A 20,245-nucleotide genomic window follows, 5' to 3' on the forward strand; every position below is an offset into this window, starting at 1 on the left:
AAGTTGTGCTGACCGATTGCGGGACAGACCTGGAGATCGAGTTGCGATTCGGCGATCCCGATTGCGCTGTGTGTGGTCTGCACCGAACGATGCCGACAAAGCAGGGAAGGATGGTGCTGCGCGCCCCGCCGGCCCGTGTGACTGAAAACTGGCGGGGCGCTGAAGGTTACGCGATACTCGGCAACGCCTCTGCCCATGGCTTATGCCAAGCAGTCGTGAATTGAAAATGAACGGGGCGCCCCGCCCGTCCGTGCGACACTCTCGTATCCAGGCGGGGCGCCGAGGACGCGATGCCGTATCGGCACTGCGTCGCTGACAACAAGCTAGCATCGGCGGCGAAACTTGACAGCACCGCTCGTCACGCCGCTGCCTCGTTTCGCCCGAAAATCTGCGCTAGGCGGGGGACGCGGCCGTTCGGACGGGCCGGTGGTATCGGAGCGAAGGCATGCGGAGGATCGGGGTGACACTGGGGCTGATGCTCGTCGGCGCATGCCAGCAGACGGGCGATGGCCGGGATGCCGCCGCCGTGGAACGCCGCGTGGTGGTCGGGACGCTGACGGGCGACCCCGTGGCGGGTGCGCGCGTGTTCGTTCAGTGCAAGGCCTGCCACACGATCGGTGCGGACGCCCCCGATACCGACGGTCCCAATCTCTACGACGTGGTCGACGGCCCGGTCGCGCAACGCCGATCACGTTTTGCCTATACCGCGGCGTTGCAGGCAATGGGCGGGCGCTGGGATGCAGCGCGGCTCGATGCGTGGCTTCGGGCACCGCAGGGCCTGGTGCCGGGGACGACGATGCGCTTTGCCGGTCTGTCCGATGCGCAGCAGCGCGCCGACGTGATCGCCTATCTCGCGACCTATCGCCGAGACCGTTAGGGAAATTGGCGCGCCCGGAGGGAGTCGAACCCCCGACCGAGGAGGTAGAAGCTCCTTGCTCTATCCAACTGAGCTACGGGCGCGCACGCGTTCCGATTAGCGTGCATTGCACGAGCTTGGAACCGTCATCATAACGACGCGATGAATATCGTGGATCACGACGCGCCCGAACCCGTGGCGGCCACTGCCATGCGCAGCGAACAGTTCCGCTATTTCGATTTCGTGATGGCGGCATTCGTCACGATCCTGCTGCTGTCCAACGTCATCGGCGCGGGCAAGCGGGCGGTGGTCGACCTGCCGTTCATCGGTGCCTGGCCGTTCGGCGCGGGGATCCTGTTCTTCCCAATCAGCTATGTGATCGGCGACGTGCTGACCGAAGTCTACGGCTATGCGCGCGCGCGCCGCTGTATCTGGGCCGGGTTCGGCGCGATGCTCTTCATGGTGTTCATGTCGACCGTCGTCGTCGCGCTGCCGCCGGACGCGGGGTGGACGGGGCAGGCGGCCTATGAGTCGGTGTTTGGACAGGTGCCGCGGATCGTGCTGGCCTCGATCTGCGCGTTCTGGGTTGGCGAGTTCGCCAACAGCTTCGTGCTCGCGCGGATGAAGATCTGGACCAAGGGGCGCATGCTGTGGACGCGGACGATCGGCAGCACGGTAGTGGGGCAGGCGTTCGACAGCCTGATCTTCTATCCGCTGGCCTTTTACGGCGCGCCCGACTGGCCGGTCGAGGCGATGCTGATGGTGATGGTCAGCCAGTTCGCGCTGAAGGTGTCGTGGGAGGTGCTGCTCACGCCGCTGACCTATGTCGCGGTGGGGTGGCTCAAGCGGCGCGAGGGGGTCGACGTGTATGACGAGGGGACGGACTTCTCGCCGTTCCGGACGCGGGTGTGACACACATCCCCCCGTTCGTGCTGAGCGAAGTCGAAGCACCTGGGTCTCAGGCCCTTCGATTTCGCTCAGGGCGAACGGATGGGGTGAGGTGGGGTGACGAACCCGATTAAGCGCTGACGGCTTCCATCAGGCCTTCGAACAGGCGCCGGCCATCGGTGCCGCCATGCGCCGCTTCGATCCGGCGTTCGGGGTGCGGCATCATGCCAAGTACGTTGCCCTTGTCGTTGAGCAGGCCAGCGATGTTGCGCGCCGATCCGTTGACGCTCTCGGCATAGCGGAAGGCGACGCGGCCTTCGCCTTCGAGGCGGTCGAGCGTCTCGGTGTCGGCGAAGTAATTGCCGTCGTGATGCGCGACCGGGAAGGAGACGCGTTCGCCAGCGCTATAGCCAGACGTGAAGCGGCTCGAGGACGTCTCGACAGTCAGCGCGACGTCACGGCAAACGAAGTTCAGCCCCTGGTTGCGCATCAGCGCGCCGGGCAGGAGCCCTGCCTCGGTCAGCACCTGGAAGCCGTTGCAGATGCCGAGCACGGGCAGGCCCTTGCCCGCCTCCTCGACGACCGCGCGCATGATCGGCGAGCGTGCGGCGATCGCGCCCGAGCGCAGGTAATCGCCGTAGGAGAAGCCGCCGGGCACCGCGACCAGCCCGACATCGCCCGGCAGGTCGGCGTCGCCGTGCCAGACCATGGTCGGCTTGACGCCGGTCACCGTTTCCAGCGCGACGGCGATGTCACGGTCGCAGTTGGAGCCGGGGAAGACGATGACCGCGGTCTTCATGCCTTCTCGACCCGGTAATTCTCGATCACCGTATTGGCGAGCAGCTTGCGGCACATGCCGTCGATCGTCGCGTCGTCGGTATTGTCGGCGACCTCCAGCTCGATCAGCTTGCCCTGGCGGACGTCCTGCACGCCGTCGAAGCCGAGGCTGCCGAGTGCGTGATGGATGGCGCGGCCCTGCGGATCGAGCACGCCGGGCTTGAGTGTCACGAAAACCTTGAGTTTCATTTACTTGCCCCGGTTCTTGCGATGCTTTTCGAGGTCGAGGACCGAATTGTCGCCGCCTTCGGGCAACAGGCCAAGACGGCGAGCCACCTCCTGATAGGCCTCGACTTCGCCGCCGAGATCGCGGCGGAAGCGGTCCTTGTCCATCTTCTCGTTGGTTTCCATGTCCCACAGACGGCAGCCATCGGGGCTGATCTCGTCCGCGAGGATGATGCGGCCATAGTCGTTGTCGAAGATGCGGCCGAATTCGAGCTTGAAGTCGACGAGGCGGATGCCGACGCCGGCGAACAGGCCACACAGGAAATCGTTCACGCGGATCGCGAGGTCGGCGATGTCGTGCATCTCCTCCTGGCTCGCCCAGCCGAACGCGGCGATATGCTCGTCGGAGATCATCGGATCGCCGAGTGCATCGTCCTTGTAGTAATATTCGATGATCGTGCGGGGCAGCTTGGTGCCCTCCTCGATCCCGAGGCGCTTCGAGATAGAACCCGCGGCGACGTTGCGCACGACGACTTCGATCGGGACGATCTCGACCTGGCGGATCAGCTGCTCGCGCATGTTGAGCCGGCGGATGAAGTGCGTCGGCACGCCGATATGATCGAGCAGCGTGAAGATGTGCTCGGAAATCCGGTTGTTGAGAACGCCCTTGCCGTTGATCGTGCCCTTCTTCTGGGCATTGAACGCGGTGGCGTCGTCCTTGAAATACTGGATCAGCGTGCCGGGCTCGGGACCCTCATAGAGGATCTTGGCCTTGCCTTCGTAGATCTGGCGGCGGCGAGCCATGCGCGGTCCCCTGAAAATTGAGCGGCCCCGACCCCCACGATAATCTTCGCGGAGCCGAGGCCGGAATAGGCCGCGCCTATAGGCGAAGGGCGCGGGCGGTGCAATCGGATCGGCGTACCGGTGTGAACGGAATGCAAGGCTGTCGATGCTATCCGGCGACTTCGGGAAGCGGCTGGTCCACCGGTGCCGCCCGGGCGGGGCGGGCCGGGGTCAGTCGGCGAACGAGACCGAGCAGCGGTTTCTCTACCAGCAGATGGGCGAGCAGGCCGATGATGATCGCGATGATGACGATCAGGACCACGACGGGTTGCTGCGGCAGTCGGCTGGCCGCGGGGATCTTCACCAGCCATCCATAGCCCATCATCACGAAGGCGTGGGTGAGATACAGCGCATAGGAGGCGTCGCCGAGCAGGACGAGGAACCGCGCCACCGCGTTGCGTGGTGCACCGATCGTCAAGACGCTGGCGACGACGACGACTGCGGGCAGGCCCCACGCCGCGATGCGCGGCAGTTCGGGCAGGCTGGTGGTGGCGTCGTGCGCGACGAACAGCGGCACGACGGCCATGACCGCCATTGCGACAAGTGCCATGACGGGCGGCACGGGCCAGGCCCGGTCGCGGCGTGTCCAGGCGGCATAGCCATATCCAAGGACGAGGCCGAAGCAGAATTCGAGCGATAGCGGGCTCGCTAGAAACTTGGCGGTGGCGGTCGGAGGCATCAGCGATCCCGCGACCTGCAGGCACAGGATCGCCGCGATCGTCGCGATCACCGATAGCGTCGCCGAGCGCGCCCAGAGCGTGGCCGCGAAGAGAAGGTAAAAATACATTTCAAAGACGAGCGTCCACGCGGTTCCGAGCAGCGCATTGCCCGGCAGCAGGATCAGCGCGCCGGCGATCGTCCGTGCGGGATAATGGTTGGAAGCAAGGAATCCCATCGCCGAGATCGTCAGGACGGCGAGGCAGCACAACCAGTAGAAGGGGTAGATGCGGGTTGCGCGGCGGAACAGGAAGGTCCCGGGTGTCGGCGGGCCGCGGCGATCCCTGAACGTGACGTGGAACATGATGAAGCCGCTGATGACGAAGAATATGTCGACGCCGGAGGCGCCCGATGTCGTCAGCCAGTCGGGGCTGAACTTTCCGATCGCACCCCCCGACTCCTCCAGCGTGTGATGGACGACGACGGCCAGCGCCGCGATCGCACGCAGCATCTGAATGCCGTATAATTCGACATGACCCGACTGTTTGATTGTCACTGTTACGCCCCCGCGGCGCGACGCTCCCCATGCGCCGCGCCTATCGGCTAACAGATCATGTAATGAAAGTCAGTGTTGCTTCGTCGGATACAAAGCGGCGTTATTTTACAACTCTTGGCCGTCAGCGAAGGCTTCTATTCTCAGGTAACGGCAAGTCGTTCCGAATACTGTGGATTCTGCCACTCTCGTGTTTCGACGATCTTTTTCAGCATCTCGCCCGCGCACCAGACGTCTTCATGACTGAGATAGAGCGGGGTCAGGCCGAGGCGGAGGATGTCGGGGTCGCGGAAGTCGCCGATGACGCCGTGCGCGATGAGCGCCTGCGTGATCGCATGCGCATGGGGGTGGCGGAAGCTGATATGGCTGCCGCGCTGGGCGGGATCGCGCGGACTGACGCAGTCGAGCTCGAGCGCGTTGCCGGCGGCGGCGAGGATGTCGAACAGACGCGCGCTTTTGGCGGCGGCGGCGTGCTGGTCGATATCGGCCCAGAGATCGAGCGCGGTTTCGAGCGCGGCGGTCGACAGCATCGCGGGGGTGCCCGCGAGCCAGCGCTTCATCCCCGGCGCAGGGCGATATGCGTCCTCGAACGCGAAGGGCGCGGCGTGGCCCATCCAGCCGGAAAGCGGGCTGGCGAGCTTGTCCTGCCAGCGCGTCGCGACGTAGATAAAGGCGGGCGCGCCGGGGCCGCCGTTGAGATATTTATACGTGCAGCCGACCGCCAGATCGGCGTCGGCGCCGTTCAGGTCGATCGGCACCGCGCCGACGCTATGGCTGAGGTCCCAGAGCATCAGCGCGCCGGCATCGTGGGCGCGGGCGGTCCACGCGGTCATGTCGAAGCGCTCGCCGGTCTTGTAGTGGACATGGGTGAGCAGCAGCACCGCGGTGTCCTCGTCCAGCGCCTCTGCGAGATCCGCACGCGCGACCACCTTCAGCCGGGCGTCGGGGACGCAGGCGACCGCGCCCTCGGCGATATGGAGGTCGGTCGGGAAATTGCCGGCCTCGCTCAGGACGGTGTGGCGGTCGGGGTCGGCGCGCAACGCCGCGACCAGCGCCTTGAACAGATGCGTCGAGGTCGTGTCGCCGATGATCACCTCGTCGGCGGCGGCGCCGATCAGCGGGGCGATCTTCGCGCCGATCCGCTGCGGCGCGTCGATCCAGCCTTCGTTCCAGCTGCGGATCAGCCGATCGCCCCATTGCCGGGTGGCGACGTCGGCAAGTGCGGCGGGCGTCGCCTTGGGGAGCGCGCCGAGTGAATTGCCGTCGAGATAGATCACGCCTTCGGGCAGCGCGAACTGCGCCCGGTAGGCTGCCAGAGGATCGGCGGCGTCGAGTGCGCGGACTTCGTCGAGGGTCATGGTCGGGCCTTTGTAGATACGGGCGGGTTCAGGGTCATTTCAGGGCAGCCGCGATCAGCCGTTTCGCTTCCGCCCAGGCGGGCGTCTCGGGTGCGACGAGTTCGACATGGCCGGTCGCCGGAATGGTGTGGAGGACGGCGACGTCGCCTGCGGCTTTCGCCCTGGCGACATAATCGGTGGCGAAGGGGAAGGGGATGATCCGATCCTCGCGGCCGTTGACCAGATCCTGCGCGATGCCGAGCGGAAGAAGGCGCGGGACCGAGGTGTCGGCGTACACATCCGCACGGGCCGCGCTGGGTGTACCGACGAGCTTGGCAACGACCTCCGTGCCGCAGCCATTGGCGGGGGTGGCCGCCGTCGCCTCAAGATCGGGCAACCCGCCGAGGCTGATGACATGGTCGATGCGAAGCGGCGCGCTGCTGTGGAGCGGGCTGGCAGCAGGCATCTTTGCGCGGGCGGCGAGCCAGAGCGCGAGATGGCCACCGGCGGAATGGCCGATCGCGACGATGCGGCGCGTGTCGAGACTGAAGGTCGCCGCGTTCGCAGTGAGCGCGTCGGTCGCCTTCGCCGCGTCCTCGAAGGTCCCCGGATAACCCCCGCCGGCGCGGTCGACGCCGCGATAATCGATGTTCCAGACCGCGATGCCGTCCCTGCGCAAATCGTCCGCGACCCAGTTCATCAGGGTGCGATCGGCGATGCTCGTCGTCCAGCAGCCACCATGCACCATCACCACGACCGGGAAGGGGCCTTTGCCCTTCGGCCGCCAGAAATCGACCTTCTGCATCTGGTCTGGGCCATAGGCGATGGTCACGTCGGGGCTGGGCTTCGGGCGTTTGACGAGGTCGGGCCAGGTCAGGAGCTTGGGTGCGGGCGGTTCGGCGATCACCGGTGTGGAGATGGCGGCGAGCGCGAGAAAGGCAAGGCGGATCATGGGGTTGCGGGGCCTTTCGGGGAGCAGGTGACGAACGCAGCAGCGGTCATGGTCTGACGGTGGCGGACGTTGCGGGTGGACGCAATATCGGTGGGAGGCTTGGCTCGTGGGTCCTGATGTTCGTCAGGGTGACGGGGAGCGGATGAGGACAGGGCGGCCTGGTCGGGGTGTTGAGAACAACAGTGGAACCTTTGGGCCGCGCTTGCTATCCACAAGGCAACTATGGTCACCGATTTCAAAGATCCCTTCGATTCCATCGTCGACGCTCCGTTCGACAGCGCGCTGAGCGAGCGGTATCTCGTCTATGCGCTCTCGACGATCACCGCGCGGTCGCTGCCCGATGTGCGCGACGGGATGAAGCCGGTGCACCGGCGGCTGCTCTGGGCGATGCGTCTGCTGAAGCTCGATCCGAGCCAGGGCTACAAGAAATGCGCGCGCGTCGTCGGCGACGTGATCGGCAAATATCATCCGCATGGCGACCAGTCGGTCTATGACGCGATGGTCCGTCTCGCGCAGACCTTCTCGCTGCGCTATCCGCTGGTCGACGGGCAGGGCAATTTCGGCAATATCGACGGGGATAACGCCGCCGCCTACCGCTATACCGAGGCGCGGCTGACGCAGGTTGCGGTCGACCTGATGGACGGGCTCGACGAGGATGCGGCCAATCTTCGCCCGACCTACAATGGCGAGGACGAGGAACCCGAGCTGTTCCCCGGCATGTTCCCCAATCTGCTCGCCAATGGCGCGAGCGGGATCGCGGTCGGGATGGCGACGAGCATCCCGCCGCACAACGCCGCCGAGCTGATCGAAGCGGCGATCCTGCTGATCGATCAGCCCGATGCCGACAATGACGCGATCCTGGCGCATGTGACGGGGCCGGACTTTCCGACCGGCGGGCTGGTCGTCGATCCGCCCGCGGTGATCCGCGAATCCTATGCCACCGGGCGCGGCGGATTCCGGGTGCGCGCACGCTGGAGCATCGAGCGCGAAAAGGGCGGGATGTGGACGCTGATCGTGTCCGAGATCCCCTATGGCGTTCAGAAGGGCAAGCTGATCGAACAGATCGCCGACCTGATAAACGCCAAGCGCCTGCCGATCCTGGCGGACGTGCGCGACGAATCGGACGCCGAGATCCGCATCGTGCTGGAGCCGCGGAGCCGGACGGTCGATCCGCAGGTGCTGATGGACGGGCTGTTCCGGCTGACCGATCTCGAGACGCGGGTCAGCCTCAACCTTAACGTGCTCGACAAGGATCGCACGCCGCGCGTGATGTCGCTGCGCGAGGCGCTGGCGGCCTGGGTCGAGCATCAGTTCGTCGTGCTGACCCGGCGCACCCAGCACCGGCTGGAAAAGATCGCGGACCGGATCGAGCTGCTCGACGGCTATCTGATCGCCTATCTCAATCTCGACCGCGTGATCGAGATCATCCGCACCGAGGATGAGCCGAAAAAGGTGATGATCGCCGAGTTCAACCTGACCGATCGTCAGGCGGAGGCGATCCTGAACATGCGACTGCGGTCGCTTCGCCGGCTCGAAGAGTTCGAGATCAAGACCGAACGCGACAAGCTCGATAAGGAACAGGCGACGCTGACCGCGTTGCTCGCCGATCCCAAGCTGCAGAAGAAGCGGATGAAGGCGGACCTGCGCAAGATCCGCGACCGCTATGGCGCCGAGACGCTGCTCGGCAAACGCCGCACGACGATCGAGGAGGCCGCGCCGACCCGCGACATTCCGCTCGAGGCGATGATCGAACGCGAGCCGATCACGGTGATCCTGTCACAGCGCGGCTGGATCCGGGCGATGCGCGGGCATAATGATTTGGCGAGCCCCGAGGCGCTGAAGTTCAAGGAGGGCGATGGCCCCGCCTTCGCCTTCCATGCGCAGACGACCGACAAGCTGCTGCTCGCGGCGGAGAATGGCCGATTCTTCACGCTGGCGGCGGACAAGCTGCCGGGCGGGCGCGGCTTTGGCGAACCGGTGCGCGCGATGATCGACCTCGACGGCAGCGTCGGGATCGTCGCGCTCTTGCCCGCGGCGCGGCAGGCCAAGCTGATGGTCGCGGCGACTGACGGTCGCGCGTTCATCGCGACCGCGGCGGACGTGATCGCGGAGACTCGCAAGGGCAAGACGGTGATGACGCCGCGGATCGGTGAGAAGGTGAAACTGGTCCGCCCGGTCGACCCCGCGGACGATTATGTCGCGGCGATCGGCGACAACCGCAAGTTGCTGGTGTTCCCGATCAACGAACTGGTCGAGATGAATCGCGGGCAGGGGGTGCAGCTCCAGCGCTACCGTGACGGCGGGCTGGCGGATGCGATCACCTTCGTCTTCGCCAACGGCTTGAGCTGGGCGATGGGCGGCGAGACCAAGCGGACGCGGACCGAGGCGGATCTGGGGCCGTGGCGCACGGCACGCGGCGCGGCCGGGCGGATGCCCCCCACAGGTTTTCCCCGCGACAACCGGTTCGGCTGAAATTCGTCTATGCTAAGGCGATGCGTGCTGACCATCGCGATCTGACTCCAGGGTAAATCGGGGGCCAGCGGCCGGGTCGTCGCGGACTGGTGCCGGGCTGTCTGAACCGGCGTTGAAATAATCGTACTCGTTTTGGGTCTTTTGTAAATTTCACGCGGCCTTAACGAAGCCGGGTTAGGCAGGACTATGGAATGGGTTCTTCACGAGGCCGAACAACCGGCAACCGTCTCGGCTGAACTCGTCGCGCGGGGCCTCGAGCTGAGCCCGATTCCGATGGTCCACCTGACGCTCGAGAACGGTGGGCTAGAGCTGTTCGCGATGAACCGGGCCTATCGCCTCGCCGGGCTGGGCGTCGTCGCGACGCGGTCGCCGATGATCGCCGATCTGGGCGATCGGATCATCGCCTTTCTGCTGACGTCGCAGACCCGACTCGACTTCGACTGGGCCTTTGGCGACACGATCGATTGCCGGCATTACCGCGTGACGATCGCGCGGAGCAGCGCAGCGATCCACGACCGGTGCACGCTGAGCTTCGTCGATCGGACCTCGCAGATCCATACCGAACGCAGCATGCGGCGCGAGATGACGACCGACAGCCTGACCGGGCTGCTCAACCGCGAAGGGTTCGAGGATCTGGTCGAGGCGGTCGAGGATCACGCCGCGCGCGCGGTCCTGGCGATCGATATCGACCGGTTCGGGCGGCTGAACGCGTGTCTGGGATCTCTGGTCGGCGACGAGATGCTGATCACCGTCGCGCGGCGGATCAAGGGCGCGCTGCGGGTGCGCGATACGCTGGCGCGGGTCGGCGGCGGGCAGTTCGCGGTGCTGATGACGATCGACGAGGATCCCGCAGAGGCACTGCGTCTCGCCGACCGGATCCAGCGCGCGCTGATCGCGCCGTTTCGCCTGACCGATTACGAGATCCGGGTCGAATGCTCGATCGGCATCGCCTATGGCCGGGACGAGACCGGCGACACCGCCGAGATGATCCGCCACGCGCAGTTCGCGGTGAAGCGCGGCAAGGCGACGGGTCGGACCGAATGCTATCAGCGCCAGGAATTCGTGATCGCCCGCGAACAGTTCGGCATGGAGACCGCGCTGCGTCGCGCGATCGAGAATGACCGGCTGCGGCTTGCCTATCAGCCGATCTGCGATCTTGCGACCGGGCGTATCGTCGCGTTCGAGGCGCTGGCGCGGTGGACCGACGAGGATGGTCGCGAGATCCCGCCGACACAGTTCATTCCGGTCGCCGAGGAATCGGGGCTGATCGTTCCACTGGGGCGCTGGGCGATCGATGCGGCGGCGCGGACGCTGGCGGCGTGGGACGTACGTGCCGGCGGGCATTGCGGCGTTCGGGTCGCGGTGAACCTGTCCGCGATCCAGCTGCAGCGCGACGCGATCGCGCCGGTGGTCGAGTCGGCGCTGTCTCGCTCGCGACTCGGCGGCGATCGGTTCACACTCGAATTGACCGAAAGTGCGATCGTGTCCGACCCGGACCGGATCGCGCAGGCGATGCATGCGCTGAAGGATCTCGGCACGACGCTCGCCATGGACGATTTTGGGACCGGTTATTCCAATCTCGCCTATCTCCAGAAACTGCCGATCGATGTGCTGAAGATCGACCGGAGCTTCGTGACGGGGATGCTGGCGGACCGCGACAAGGTGTCGATCGTCCGCGCGATCCTCAGTCTCGCGCAGGCGCTCAACATGCAGACGACCGCGGAGGGGATCGAGACGGGCGATTTGGCCCAGACGCTCGCAGCGCTCGGATGCACCTATGGCCAGGGCTATGTCTTCGCGCGGCCGCTCGAGGCGGCTCAGGCGTTCGAGTCGATCTTCAACCGGGTCCCGATCCTGGCCTGAAGGTTCAGGCGAGCGTTTCGGTGACCGCCTTGTCCGCGATCGCATCGACTCTGGCCTGATCGGGAAAGCCCTCCGCGATCCACTGAGTCTCGATCCGCCGGCGCATCGCCGCGACATCGGGCCCCTTGCGCAGGCCGCGTTCGACCAGCGCGCCGCCGCTGATCGGAAATGCCGGCGGCGACCAGTCGGCGATCGGCGCGACGTCCGCACCCGCGATCAGCAACCGGTCGATCGCGCCAGCCACACCGTGGCGATAGGCGAGTGCGCGAGGGCCCTCGTCGCCAATCCCCTGCGTCGCCGCGACGACGCGTTTGCGATTGGTGTTCGACAGTTTCAGTCGTGCAGCGACCACATCGCCGTCGCGGGCGGGGATCAGTGCAGCCAGACGGCGGATCGGATCGGGCGCAATGCCGGCCGCATGTTCGTGATCGACCAGCGCGGCAAGTCTTGCGACCCCGTCGGCGTCGATCTCGGGCAGCACCGCGCGCCAGATGCCGCGCTCGACCATCAGTGCGATCACCGCAACGGCGCGCGCCGCGACGAGCAGCTTGAGCAGTTCGGCGGCGATCCGCTCGCGGGACAGCGCCATCAGGTCGTTGGCGCGGGTGGTGCACGCCTCCAGCCCGGCGGCGTCGATCTGGGTCCCGAACCGCGCATGGAAGCGGAAGAAGCGCAGGATCCGCAGGTGATCCTCCGCAATCCGCTGCAACGGATCGCCGATGAAGCGGACGCGTCCTGTTGAAAGATCGTCCAGGCCGCCGAAATAGTCGAAGATCTCTCCGCTGACGGGATCGGCATAGAGCGCGTTGATCGTGAAATCGCGGCGCGCGGCATCCTCGCGCCAGTCATCGGTATAGGCGATCGTCGCATGCCGCCCGTCGGTCGCGACGTCGCGGCGCAGCGTCGTAATCTCGACGGTTCCCCCCTCGGTCACCGCGGTGATCGTGCCATGCGCGAGCCCGGTCGGCACCGCGCGGATCCGCGCATCCTCGAGCCGTTCGAGCACCTCCTGCGGGGGAAGGCTCGTCGCGATGTCGATGTCGATCGCGCCGGTATCGGCAGGCGCCAAGCCGAGCAGCGTGTCGCGCACCGCCCCGCCGACGAAGCGCGACTGCGCCGACGCCCCGCCCAGCACGGCGGTCAGCGCGGCCAGGCCGGGGCGCGTGCGCCAGGCGGCATTGGGAAGGCTCATGCCCATTGCAGTCGTCGCCTCAGATTGACGATCATCGCCGCGGTGGCGCCCCAGATGCGGCGGTCGTTCCAGATGATCTCGTAATAATGCCGCTCATGACCCTGCCACTCGACGCTGGCTTCGACATGATTGCCCGAATCGAGCAGGAATTCGAGCGGAACCTCGAACACGTTAGCGACCTCCGCCTCGCTCGGGTGAAGCACGAGGTCGGGGGGGATGACGCCGATCACCGGCGTCACCTGAAAGCCGGTGACGGTGCGATAGGTATCGGCCTGGCCGATGACGGTCACGCGGTCGCGCGGCAACGCGATCTCCTCCTCGGCCTCGCGCAGTGCGGCGGTGACGATATCCTCGCCGGGATCGATCCGGCCGCCGGGAAAGGCGATCTGGCCCGCATGCTTGCGCATCGTCTCGGTACGCTGGGTCAGGATCACCCCGGGTTCGGCACGATCGGTCACCGCAATCAGCACCGCCGCGGGCAGCAGCGTATCGCCGGGCGGCAGATCGATATCGTCACGGTCGCCGGTCAGCAGGATCATGCCCGGCTCGACACCCCGCGACAGCGCGCTGCGCAGCCGATCGGCGAGCGTCACGCGGCGATGTCTTCGGGCGACGGCATCGCGGGTTCGAGCGGGAAGAACTGGCCGTCGCTCCACAGCCCAACCGGCGACTCGCCGCCCGCGATCGCGCGGTCGGCGAGCTCGTAATAGACCGGCCGGGCGACCACCGCCTCCATCCCGCCACGGACCATCAGATAGGGTCGCGGGCCGTCTTCATCCTCGACGAAGCGGATCGGGTGCGCGGCCCCCGCGGTGACCAGGTCGCCGGTGTTGAGCCGGAAGGTCAGCCTGGTCGCCGGACCCTCGCCATCGATCTTCACCTCGACCGCGACGAACGGCACGTCCTCGACGACGATGTCGAGCTTCTCGACCGGGGTAACCAGAACATAGCCGCCCGATGGCTCGCGCCGGAGGATCGTCGAGAAGAGCCGGACCATCGCCTCGCGGCCGATCGGCGTGCCCTGATGATACCAGGTCCCGTCGCGCGCGATCCGCATTTCGCTGTCGCCACAATGCGACGGATTCCATTTGTCGACCGGCGGCAGTTTCTGCTCGTCGGCGAGCCGGGCGATTTCGGCGAGGCTCAGCGAGGCAAGATCGGGGAGGGGGTCCATAGGCATGAGCGCGAGGTAGGGTGCGCATGGCCTCTCGTAAAGTCTCGCCGCAGGCGAAGCGCCAGGCCGCGCTGCGGCGTCGTCAGCCGGCTGCGCCTGGGCGCGGGCCGAGCATTCCAGCGTCGTCGGGTACGGCCCCCCCTAGTGCAAGAAGCCGGTGACGTTCGACCGGACCCGGTGCCTGCCACGCGGCTGTGCGCTCGGCGGAAAAGCCGAAGAACCGGCCATAATAGTCTGGATCGCCGATCAGCATCAGCGCGTTGCCCAGATCGCTCGCCGCAGCGACCTCGAGTGCGCGCGCCACCAGTGCACGGCCGATACCGTCGCCCTGATGCCCCGGCGCGACCGCGACCGGGCCGACCATCACCAGCGGCAATGCCGCCTGCGCGGTCATGAGCGCGATCGGCCAGCACTGGATCGAGCCCAGCAGCATGTCGCCCGACACGGCGGCGAAGCTGAGCGTCGGGATCGCGATTCCGTCGCCGCGGATCATATAGGCGGTCCGGCCATGACGATCCTGCCCGAACGCGCGGTCGAGCAGCGTCTCGACCTCGGCATGCGGGACGGCGTTCAAGGGGACGAGTTCGAACACCGGCTTCTCCAGCGCCGGCGCAGGAACGTCCGGGGCCGCGCGCTTTACGCAGCACGTCGCCGAACGCAAGCGGAACCGGCGCAGCGGCGCGTCCGCCCCGGGCCTTCCCTACGGTCGCGGCTCTGCTAGAGCGCGGCGATGCAAGACAGTCTTCAGCTCGAAGTGCACGACATGGAAGTGCAGGTGCTCACCGGAATCTATTCGGAGGAGACGCATCTGCCCCAGCCGCTGCGGATTTCGCTCACCGTCGATCTCACCTGCCCGAGCCGGTTCGACCCCGACACGCCCCTGTCGGCGTCGAAAAACTATCTCGATCTGAAACACGCCGCGACCACGGCCTTGCCGACGGGCGTGCATTTCACGCTGATCGAGGCCGTTGCCGACCATATCTGCGAGACGTTGTTCCTGCAGGACGCGCGTGTTCAGCGGGTCGCGGTGAAGATCGTCAAGCTGGCGATCGCCGAAGCGGGCGAGGCGATCGGCGTGACGCTCGTGCGACATCGTCGGTGAGATCGTGCGGCTGATCCTGAGCGAGCGTGACGATATCGCGGCGTGCGTGCGCGATGCGCGCGCGGGGCTGGGCATCGACGACAGCCTGGTCGTCGTGATTCGCGAAAGCAGCGATTCGCTTTTTGCCGCCCAGGCCCGCGCGTTGATCGCACCGCTCGCGATCGAGGCGGCGCCGGTGACGCGAATCAACGCCATCCTGTCCCATAATGGGGCGCGGGCCGCCGATGTCGAAGCGGCGATCAGCTACCTAGAGGCCGCCCTGTCGACGACCGGGCAGATCCTCGAGATCCGCTGAGCGGACCCTCGCTCGGCGGTCCGGTCAGCGCCGCGGGCTGCGTCCGCAGGGGCCGAGCGCACGCAGAACGAATTGATAATCCTCACGCGCGATCACCGCGTCGGTGGCGGCCATCGACGCGACGCTGCGATCCGGCATCGCGGCGGGAAGCGCGCAGGCCAGCCGGTACCACAACAGCGAACCACGCGGCGGAGGGGCCGCGGCCTCGTCGACGATCTCGCTCAGCGCGACCGCCCAGCGGGGTTGCTCGCCGGGCCGCCGCAGGATCGACAGCGAGACGGGACGCTGATCCGAAGTGGTCAGGAAGATCTGCGTTTCGCCTTCGCCGGGCAGGGCGCCCGGCACGTGAAAGGCGTTGCCGATCCCGGTGATGACGGGCGGCGCGTCGGCGGCGAGCACCTCGCGGGCGATGCGGCGGACCTGCGCGTCGAGGGCCGGCGTCCAGTCGCGTTGCGCGTCGCGCGCGACGAGCTGGATCTGGGCGGTCGATGTTCCGGCGGTACGTGCAAACAGCAGCACGCGCGCCTTTTTCAGCTTTGGTAGGCGACCGTTCGAATCCGGTGCAACATCAAGCAGATAGCCGAGTCTTGGGGCCACACCACCACTGCCGCGAATCAGCGCGGTTACGTCGGCCTCGACATAGAACCGGACGAGCCCGGGTGCGACATCCGCCGCCTCTGCGCCCTTGATGCGCGCGGTCGAGCGAATCGTCGCGTCGGCGATCACCGGCGCTGCGAGAACGAGATCCGCAAGGTCCGCATAGCCGGCACCCTGGTCGACGGCCGCGGGCTGGGCCGGCTCCGCGCCAGCCGCTCCAGCGGGCGCTGCATCGCGCGCGCCTTCCCATTGCCGATCAAGCTGTTCGGGGGTCAGCGTCGTCGAGTCGCCGGCGCTGTTTTGCTGCGGCGCGGTCGGCACGGATTGCGGCGGGGGGGCCGTTTGCGCAACGATCGGGGCCGCGGCGATGACGGCGAAGAGGGTCATGAGCGGTGGGATGGAACGTGGGGATATCATCGCCATGGGCTACGCGATGGCGCATGAACGTTACAGAAATAAAATTGCCATCATACGCTTGTACGTTTGTTGCGTCCGACAAAGCGTTTGCGTGTCGCATGGCGTGGCGATAGACATTGCGCACTGCCGCGTGGAATTTTTGCTTCACGGCACACGTTTGCGTTGCGCCTGCCCCCATGCGCGACTGCGTGAAGGCAGACAGAATAAGGGAGTGTCGTTGCTGAATGGCCTATGTTGACCAGAAGATGTCCTCAGGCAAAATCGTCGCGATCGTCATCGTCGCGCTGATTCATGCTGCCTTGGGCTATGCTTTCGTCACCGGCCTCGCGTTTCAATACGTGAAAAAGGCCACCGAAAAGTTAAACACGTTCGACGTGGAGCCGCCGCCACCGCCGCCTCCGCCCGACGAGCCCCCGCCGCCGCCGCCTGACCAGCCCAACCTGCCGCCGCCGCCGACCACCGTCGTCGTGCCGCCGCCGGTCGTTGTTACGCCGTCGCCCGCTCCGGCGATCACGACGTCGAACATCATCCCGCTGAGCCAGCCAACGGCACCGCCGGCGCCTCCCGCGCCGCCAGCGCCGCCGGCCCCGCCAGCAGCACCGACGGTCAGCAAGGCCGCGGGCGCCAAGGGTAATCCGGCGACTTGGGTGAGCCAGGACGACTATCCGCCGAGCGCGATCCGTGCCGGCGAACAGGGTGCGGTCGCGATGCGCTGGGACATCAATGCCCAGGGTCGTGTCGAGAACTGCACCGTGACGTCGTCGAGCGGTTCGCCTGCTCTCGATCGGGCAGCCTGTGCGGCGATGACGCGACGTGGTCGCTACTCGCCGGCGCTCGATCAGGCCGGGAACCCGATGCGTTCGAGTGCGACGCAGCGTATCCGGTGGACGTTGCCGGAAAATTAATCTGCGTCTCGGCGCACTTAGACCAACGAATCTTAAGAGGATCATCCGACCATGTTCACCACTATCCTTGCCGCGGCGGCGCCCGCAGCAGCCGAAGCCAACCCGTACGGCCTCGAAGCGGCACTTCGCGAAGGCGGTCTCATCTCCCAGACCGTGTTCGGCATTCTGGTGCTGATGTCGGTGGTTTCGTTCTACATCCTGTTCTCCAAGCTGTTCGAGCAGCAGAAGATCATCGGTCAGGGCAAGCGCGTCCGTCAGGCCTTCTGGTCGTCGAACAGCCTTCGCGAAGGTTCGGCCAAGCTCGAGAAGAACTCGGCCTACAAGCAGATCGTCGACGACGGCCTGGCCGCTCAGGAGCAGCATTCGAAGCTGACCGATCCGGTCGAGGCGCATGACTGGCTGCACGGTTCGCTCGCGCGTTCGGAAGCTGCGATCAACTCGAAGCTGGGTGGCGGTCTCGCCTTCCTTGCAACGGTCGGTTCGGTTTCGCCGTTCATCGGTCTGTTCGGTACGGTTATCGGCATCTACCGCGCACTCGTGAAGATCGGTGCATCGGGTCAGGCATCGATCGACAAGGTCGCAGGGCCGGTCGGTGAAGCACTGATCATGACCGCACTGGGTCTCGTCGTCGCGGTTCCTGCCGTTCTGTCGTACAACTGGCTGCAGCGTCGCAACAAGTCGATCGCAGAGGACCTGTCGGCCTTCTCGAACGACGTGCTCGGCTTCCTGGCATCGAACGGTGCCGTGCGTCCGATCACCGCTTCGGGCGTCAAGCCGGTTGTGGCCAAGCCTGCTACGGCGACCACGACTGCCGGTCAGACCGGTGGCGTGCCGCGCGCTAACTAAGACGCGAGAAAGGCGGGGCTGCCGTTCGCGGCAGCTCCGCTTCCTTCCCGCCGGCGGTGCCGGTGGCGATAAAAGAATAGGATAGTTCGCACATGGCGATGAGTGTTGGTGGCGATTCCACCGAGAAATCGATATCGGACATCAATACGACGCCGCTGGTCGACGTCATGCTCGTGCTCCTGATCATCTTTCTGGTGACGACGACCGTCGCGGTCCAGGCGGTGCAGCTGAAGCTCCCCGAGGTCAAATTTGATCCGACCACGACCAAGCCCGAAAATGTCTCGCTGTCGGTGACGACAAATGGCGATGGCAGCTGTGCAGTGTATTGGAACATGACCCCGGTCACCTCGACCGAGCTGCTCGATCGCGCGGTCGCCAAGCTGAAGACCGAGATCGATCGTCAGGGTGGCGTGAATGCCGCAGGTCTTGAGCTGCCCGAGGCGCATATTCGCGGCGACGTGAACACGCCGTACAAGTGCATCGGCGGCACGATCTACACGATGCAGCGCGCCGGCTTCGCCCGCGTCGGCTTCATCTCCGAGCCGCCCCCCGGCGGCACCACCGAACGCTGACGATCGCTCGGACGTATTTAGGAGTAGTATAGAATGGCAATGGGCGGCGGCAAAGAAGATGACGGGCCGATGATGGAAATGAACATGACGCCGTTGATCGACGTCCTGCTCGTTCTCCTCATCATGTTCATCATCACGATCCCGATCCAGACGCACGCGGTCAAGGTCGACCTTCCGGTCAACAGCAAGAACCCGCCGCAGAACCCGATCGACCCCGAGAAGAACAAGATCTCGATCGACGCATCGGGCACGGTGGCCTGGAACGGGTCGCCGGTCGACGAGGTGACGCTGCGCCAGTATCTGGACCAGACCGCGGGCATGAACCCCGAGCCGGAACTTCACTTCCAGCCGGACCCGCAGGCGCGGTACGAAGTCGTCGATCGCACGCTGGCCGTCGTGAAGCGGTCTTCGATCACGAAGCTCGGCTTCATCGGTAACGAGCAGTACCGCAACGACTTCTAAGTCACGCGACACGATCGATACGATGCCAGGGGCGGTCCGCAAGGGCCGCCCCTTTTGCATGTCCGACGTCCATGACACCGGGGGCGGAAAGAGCGCCGGCATGCCGCGCGCGCACCTCACGGCCTTACCAGGGCAATATCCGTAAAAATCCCATATTGCGCCACAGTCATCGAAGTGACACAACAGTGTCACAAAAGTGAAACCTTTCGACTCAGAAGGGCGATGGAGACGGGATGATGCGCAAATTCGGCTTTGTAGTTCTTGCCCTTGTCGGCGCGGCAGCACCGGCGCTCGCGGCGGATCAGAATGGCTACCAGGCGATCGTGTCGGGCGATCTTGCCGCGGCCGAACGCCATATCCTGGCAGAACAGGCGGTCTATCCGGGTCGCCCCGAACTGATGCTCAACCTTGCCGCGGTTTACCGGCGGACCGGCCGCGAGGCGGACGCACGGGCGTTGTACAAGCGCGTGCTCGAACGCCGCGACATCGCGATGGACCTACCCTCGGGTGCGGTGGCCTCGTCGCACGATCTGGCACGACGCGCGCTCGGCGTGGCCCCGGTACAGATCGCCACGCGCTAAACCAGGGGCGACGCGCTCGTCCGGCGCCGGTCCTGTGGTTCCGGTAGTGAGGCAGAGGCGTCGACCTCGCGCGGTCGACGCCTGAGGCGGTCAGAGCCGGGGCAGGGTGACCCCGCGCTGGCCCATATATTTGCCCGCGCGGTCGGCATAGCTGATCTCGCACGGCTCGTTGCCGCGCAGGAACAGGAACTGGCAGGCGCCCTCGTTCGCGTATATCTTCGCGGGCAGCGGCGTGGTGTTCGAGAATTCGAGCGTCACATGCCCCTCCCATTCGGGCTCGAGCGGGGTCACGTTGACGATGATCCCGCAGCGCGCATAGGTCGATTTGCCCAGACAGATCACCAGCGTGTCGCGCGGGATGCGGAAATATTCGACCGTCCGCGCCAGCGCAAAGCTGTTCGGCGGAATGATGCAGACATCCGTCTTGCGGTCGACGAAGCTGTTCGCGTCGAAATTCTTCGGATCGACGATCGCACTGTCGACATTGGTGAAGATCTTGAACTCGTCGGCGACGCGCGCGTCATAGCCATAGGAGGACAGCCCGTAGCTGATACAGCCATCGCGGCGCTGCGCCTCGTGAAATGGCTCGATCATCGCATCGCCCAGCGCGCGTTCGCGAATCCAGCGGTCGGACATGACGGACATGAGACATTCCCCTTTTCGCCGCTGCTTTCGCGCG

General features: G+C 65.9%; 23 protein-coding genes and 1 tRNA gene. 11 read left to right on the forward strand and 13 right to left on the reverse strand.

What is annotated here, in order from left to right; all coding sequences use genetic code 11:
- Window positions 1-445: 445 nt before the first annotated feature.
- A complete protein-coding gene (locus tag GV027_RS15860; protein WP_159512432.1) occupies window positions 446-877 on the forward strand; it encodes a c-type cytochrome in 432 nt (143 codons plus the stop codon).
- Between the two features lie 6 nt (window positions 878-883).
- Here the strand turns inward: GV027_RS15860 and GV027_RS15865 are convergent.
- Window positions 884-960 (reverse strand) — tRNA-Arg (locus GV027_RS15865).
- A 106-nt stretch (window positions 961-1,066) separates the two neighbouring features.
- Between GV027_RS15865 and GV027_RS15870 the strand changes: the two genes are divergently transcribed.
- Window positions 1,067-1,768: a queuosine precursor transporter gene (locus GV027_RS15870; RefSeq protein ID WP_236559256.1), complete on the forward strand. Its 702-nt coding sequence runs from the start codon at window positions 1,067-1,069 to the stop codon at window positions 1,766-1,768.
- Window positions 1,769-1,874: 106 nt separating this feature from the next.
- On the opposite strand, the gene purQ is transcribed toward GV027_RS15870, so the two are convergent.
- From purQ to GV027_RS15900, 6 genes are all read right to left on the reverse strand, one after another.
- Window positions 1,875-2,543, reverse strand: coding sequence for a phosphoribosylformylglycinamidine synthase subunit PurQ (purQ, locus tag GV027_RS15875; protein ID WP_159512434.1), 669 nt, complete (start codon window positions 2,541-2,543; stop codon window positions 1,875-1,877).
- Window positions 2,540-2,770, reverse strand: coding sequence for a phosphoribosylformylglycinamidine synthase subunit PurS (gene purS, locus GV027_RS15880; RefSeq protein WP_031396309.1), 231 nt, complete (start codon window positions 2,768-2,770; stop codon window positions 2,540-2,542). Before purS ends, purQ begins: the two co-directional genes overlap by 4 nt.
- On the reverse strand, window positions 2,771-3,550 hold the full coding sequence (purC, locus tag GV027_RS15885; RefSeq protein ID WP_031396310.1) for a phosphoribosylaminoimidazolesuccinocarboxamide synthase: 780 nt from the start codon (window positions 3,548-3,550) through the stop codon (window positions 2,771-2,773).
- Window positions 3,551-3,698: 148 nt separating this feature from the next.
- Window positions 3,699-4,802, reverse strand: a complete 1,104-nt coding sequence (locus GV027_RS15890) for an acyltransferase family protein (RefSeq protein WP_159512435.1) — start codon at window positions 4,800-4,802, stop codon at window positions 3,699-3,701.
- Between the two features lie 140 nt (window positions 4,803-4,942).
- Window positions 4,943-6,157 (reverse strand): kynureninase, encoded by a 1,215-nt coding sequence (kynU, locus tag GV027_RS15895; RefSeq protein WP_159512436.1) that lies wholly within the window; start codon window positions 6,155-6,157, stop codon window positions 4,943-4,945.
- Between the two features lie 34 nt (window positions 6,158-6,191).
- Window positions 6,192-7,088, reverse strand: coding sequence for an alpha/beta hydrolase (locus tag GV027_RS15900; RefSeq protein WP_159512437.1), 897 nt, complete (start codon window positions 7,086-7,088; stop codon window positions 6,192-6,194).
- 222 nt (window positions 7,089-7,310) lie between these two features.
- Between GV027_RS15900 and parC the strand changes: the two genes are divergently transcribed.
- Both parC and GV027_RS15910 read left to right on the forward strand, forming a co-directional pair.
- Entirely contained in the window at window positions 7,311-9,560 is a 2,250-nt protein-coding gene (parC, locus tag GV027_RS15905) for a DNA topoisomerase IV subunit A (protein WP_159512438.1), read from the forward strand.
- 186 nt (window positions 9,561-9,746) lie between these two features.
- Window positions 9,747-11,423 carry a putative bifunctional diguanylate cyclase/phosphodiesterase gene (locus GV027_RS15910; protein ID WP_159512439.1) on the forward strand — a complete coding sequence of 559 codons (1,677 nt, stop codon included), beginning with the start codon at window positions 9,747-9,749 and terminating at the stop codon, window positions 11,421-11,423.
- Between the two features lie 4 nt (window positions 11,424-11,427).
- Here GV027_RS15910 and GV027_RS15915 read toward each other — a convergent pair whose 3' ends face one another.
- The 4 genes from GV027_RS15915 to GV027_RS15930 all read right to left on the reverse strand — a co-directional run bounded on the left by GV027_RS15915 (window position 11,428) and on the right by GV027_RS15930 (window position 14,381).
- Window positions 11,428-12,621, reverse strand: coding sequence for a CCA tRNA nucleotidyltransferase (locus tag GV027_RS15915; RefSeq protein WP_159512440.1), 1,194 nt, complete (start codon window positions 12,619-12,621; stop codon window positions 11,428-11,430).
- Entirely contained in the window at window positions 12,612-13,208 is a 597-nt protein-coding gene (locus GV027_RS15920) for a CoA pyrophosphatase (RefSeq protein WP_031395196.1), read from the reverse strand. Before GV027_RS15920 ends, GV027_RS15915 begins: the two co-directional genes overlap by 10 nt.
- On the reverse strand, window positions 13,205-13,795 hold the full coding sequence (locus GV027_RS15925) for a DUF1285 domain-containing protein (RefSeq protein WP_081877670.1): 591 nt from the start codon (window positions 13,793-13,795) through the stop codon (window positions 13,205-13,207). Before GV027_RS15925 ends, GV027_RS15920 begins: the two co-directional genes overlap by 4 nt.
- Before the next feature lie 76 nt (window positions 13,796-13,871).
- Window positions 13,872-14,381, reverse strand: coding sequence for a GNAT family N-acetyltransferase (locus GV027_RS15930; RefSeq protein ID WP_159512441.1), 510 nt, complete (start codon window positions 14,379-14,381; stop codon window positions 13,872-13,874).
- 138 nt (window positions 14,382-14,519) lie between these two features.
- Between GV027_RS15930 and GV027_RS15935 the strand changes: the two genes are divergently transcribed.
- Both GV027_RS15935 and GV027_RS15940 read left to right on the forward strand, forming a co-directional pair.
- Complete coding sequence (locus GV027_RS15935; RefSeq protein ID WP_031395199.1) at window positions 14,520-14,891, forward strand: dihydroneopterin aldolase; 372 nt, start codon at window positions 14,520-14,522, stop codon at window positions 14,889-14,891.
- 4 nt (window positions 14,892-14,895) lie between these two features.
- Window positions 14,896-15,186 (forward strand): Rossmann fold domain-containing protein, encoded by a 291-nt coding sequence (locus GV027_RS15940; RefSeq protein ID WP_159512442.1) that lies wholly within the window; start codon window positions 14,896-14,898, stop codon window positions 15,184-15,186.
- Window positions 15,187-15,210: 24 nt separating this feature from the next.
- On the opposite strand, the gene GV027_RS15945 is transcribed toward GV027_RS15940, so the two are convergent.
- Window positions 15,211-16,170 carry a hypothetical protein gene (locus GV027_RS15945; protein ID WP_236559257.1) on the reverse strand — a complete coding sequence of 320 codons (960 nt, stop codon included), beginning with the start codon at window positions 16,168-16,170 and terminating at the stop codon, window positions 15,211-15,213.
- A gap of 254 nt (window positions 16,171-16,424) precedes the next feature.
- On the opposite strand from GV027_RS15945, the gene GV027_RS15950 reads away from it, so the two are divergent.
- The 5 genes from GV027_RS15950 (at window position 16,425) to GV027_RS15970 (ending at window position 19,566) form a co-directional block, all read left to right on the forward strand.
- Entirely contained in the window at window positions 16,425-17,105 is a 681-nt protein-coding gene (locus GV027_RS15950; RefSeq protein WP_056406249.1) for an energy transducer TonB, read from the forward strand.
- A gap of 51 nt (window positions 17,106-17,156) precedes the next feature.
- Entirely contained in the window at window positions 17,157-17,951 is a 795-nt protein-coding gene (locus tag GV027_RS15955; protein WP_031395815.1) for a MotA/TolQ/ExbB proton channel family protein, read from the forward strand.
- A 92-nt stretch (window positions 17,952-18,043) separates the two neighbouring features.
- Complete coding sequence (locus GV027_RS15960; protein WP_031395816.1) at window positions 18,044-18,523, forward strand: ExbD/TolR family protein; 480 nt, start codon at window positions 18,044-18,046, stop codon at window positions 18,521-18,523.
- A 33-nt stretch (window positions 18,524-18,556) separates the two neighbouring features.
- The gene (locus tag GV027_RS15965) at window positions 18,557-18,985 is read left to right on the forward strand and encodes an ExbD/TolR family protein (protein ID WP_031395817.1); all 429 of its coding nucleotides are present in this window, start codon (window positions 18,557-18,559) and stop codon (window positions 18,983-18,985) included.
- Window positions 18,986-19,218: 233 nt separating this feature from the next.
- Complete coding sequence (locus tag GV027_RS15970; RefSeq protein WP_235516361.1) at window positions 19,219-19,566, forward strand: tetratricopeptide repeat protein; 348 nt, start codon at window positions 19,219-19,221, stop codon at window positions 19,564-19,566.
- Window positions 19,567-19,656: 90 nt separating this feature from the next.
- Here GV027_RS15970 and dcd read toward each other — a convergent pair whose 3' ends face one another.
- Window positions 19,657-20,211, reverse strand: coding sequence for a dCTP deaminase (dcd, locus tag GV027_RS15975; RefSeq protein ID WP_031395819.1), 555 nt, complete (start codon window positions 20,209-20,211; stop codon window positions 19,657-19,659).
- Between the last annotated feature and the right edge of the window lie 34 nt (window positions 20,212-20,245).

The organism is Sphingomonas sp. T1, from assembly GCF_902506585.1.
GTDB classification, from domain to species: domain Bacteria; phylum Pseudomonadota; class Alphaproteobacteria; order Sphingomonadales; family Sphingomonadaceae; genus Sphingomonas; species Sphingomonas aerolata.

Bases quoted from the DNA above. Each gene is read 5' to 3' on its own strand.
- GV027_RS15860 (WP_159512432.1), top strand. From the start codon at position 446: ATGCGGAGGATCGGGGTGACACTGGGGCTGATGCTCGTCGGCGCATGC.
- GV027_RS15870 (WP_236559256.1), top strand. From the start codon at position 1,067: ATGCGCAGCGAACAGTTCCGCTATTTCGATTTCGTGATGGCGGCATTC.
- purQ (WP_159512434.1), bottom strand. From the start codon at position 2,543: ATGAAGACCGCGGTCATCGTCTTCCCCGGCTCCAACTGCGACCGTGAC.
- purS (WP_031396309.1), bottom strand. From the start codon at position 2,770: ATGAAACTCAAGGTTTTCGTGACACTCAAGCCCGGCGTGCTCGATCCG.
- purC (WP_031396310.1), bottom strand. From the start codon at position 3,550: ATGGCTCGCCGCCGCCAGATCTACGAAGGCAAGGCCAAGATCCTCTAT.
- kynU (WP_159512436.1), bottom strand. From the start codon at position 6,157: ATGACCCTCGACGAAGTCCGCGCACTCGACGCCGCCGATCCTCTGGCA.
- GV027_RS15900 (WP_159512437.1), bottom strand. From the start codon at position 7,088: ATGATCCGCCTTGCCTTTCTCGCGCTCGCCGCCATCTCCACACCGGTG.
- parC (WP_159512438.1), top strand. From the start codon at position 7,311: ATGGTCACCGATTTCAAAGATCCCTTCGATTCCATCGTCGACGCTCCG.
- GV027_RS15910 (WP_159512439.1), top strand. From the start codon at position 9,747: ATGGAATGGGTTCTTCACGAGGCCGAACAACCGGCAACCGTCTCGGCT.
- GV027_RS15915 (WP_159512440.1), bottom strand. From the start codon at position 12,621: ATGGGCATGAGCCTTCCCAATGCCGCCTGGCGCACGCGCCCCGGCCTG.
- GV027_RS15925 (WP_081877670.1), bottom strand. From the start codon at position 13,795: ATGCCTATGGACCCCCTCCCCGATCTTGCCTCGCTGAGCCTCGCCGAA.
- GV027_RS15935 (WP_031395199.1), top strand. From the start codon at position 14,520: ATGCAAGACAGTCTTCAGCTCGAAGTGCACGACATGGAAGTGCAGGTG.
- GV027_RS15945 (WP_236559257.1), bottom strand. From the start codon at position 16,170: ATGACCCTCTTCGCCGTCATCGCCGCGGCCCCGATCGTTGCGCAAACG.
- GV027_RS15950 (WP_056406249.1), top strand. From the start codon at position 16,425: ATGGCCTATGTTGACCAGAAGATGTCCTCAGGCAAAATCGTCGCGATC.
- GV027_RS15955 (WP_031395815.1), top strand. From the start codon at position 17,157: ATGTTCACCACTATCCTTGCCGCGGCGGCGCCCGCAGCAGCCGAAGCC.
- GV027_RS15960 (WP_031395816.1), top strand. From the start codon at position 18,044: ATGGCGATGAGTGTTGGTGGCGATTCCACCGAGAAATCGATATCGGAC.
- GV027_RS15965 (WP_031395817.1), top strand. From the start codon at position 18,557: ATGGCAATGGGCGGCGGCAAAGAAGATGACGGGCCGATGATGGAAATG.
- GV027_RS15970 (WP_235516361.1), top strand. From the start codon at position 19,219: ATGATGCGCAAATTCGGCTTTGTAGTTCTTGCCCTTGTCGGCGCGGCA.
- dcd (WP_031395819.1), bottom strand. From the start codon at position 20,211: ATGTCCGTCATGTCCGACCGCTGGATTCGCGAACGCGCGCTGGGCGAT.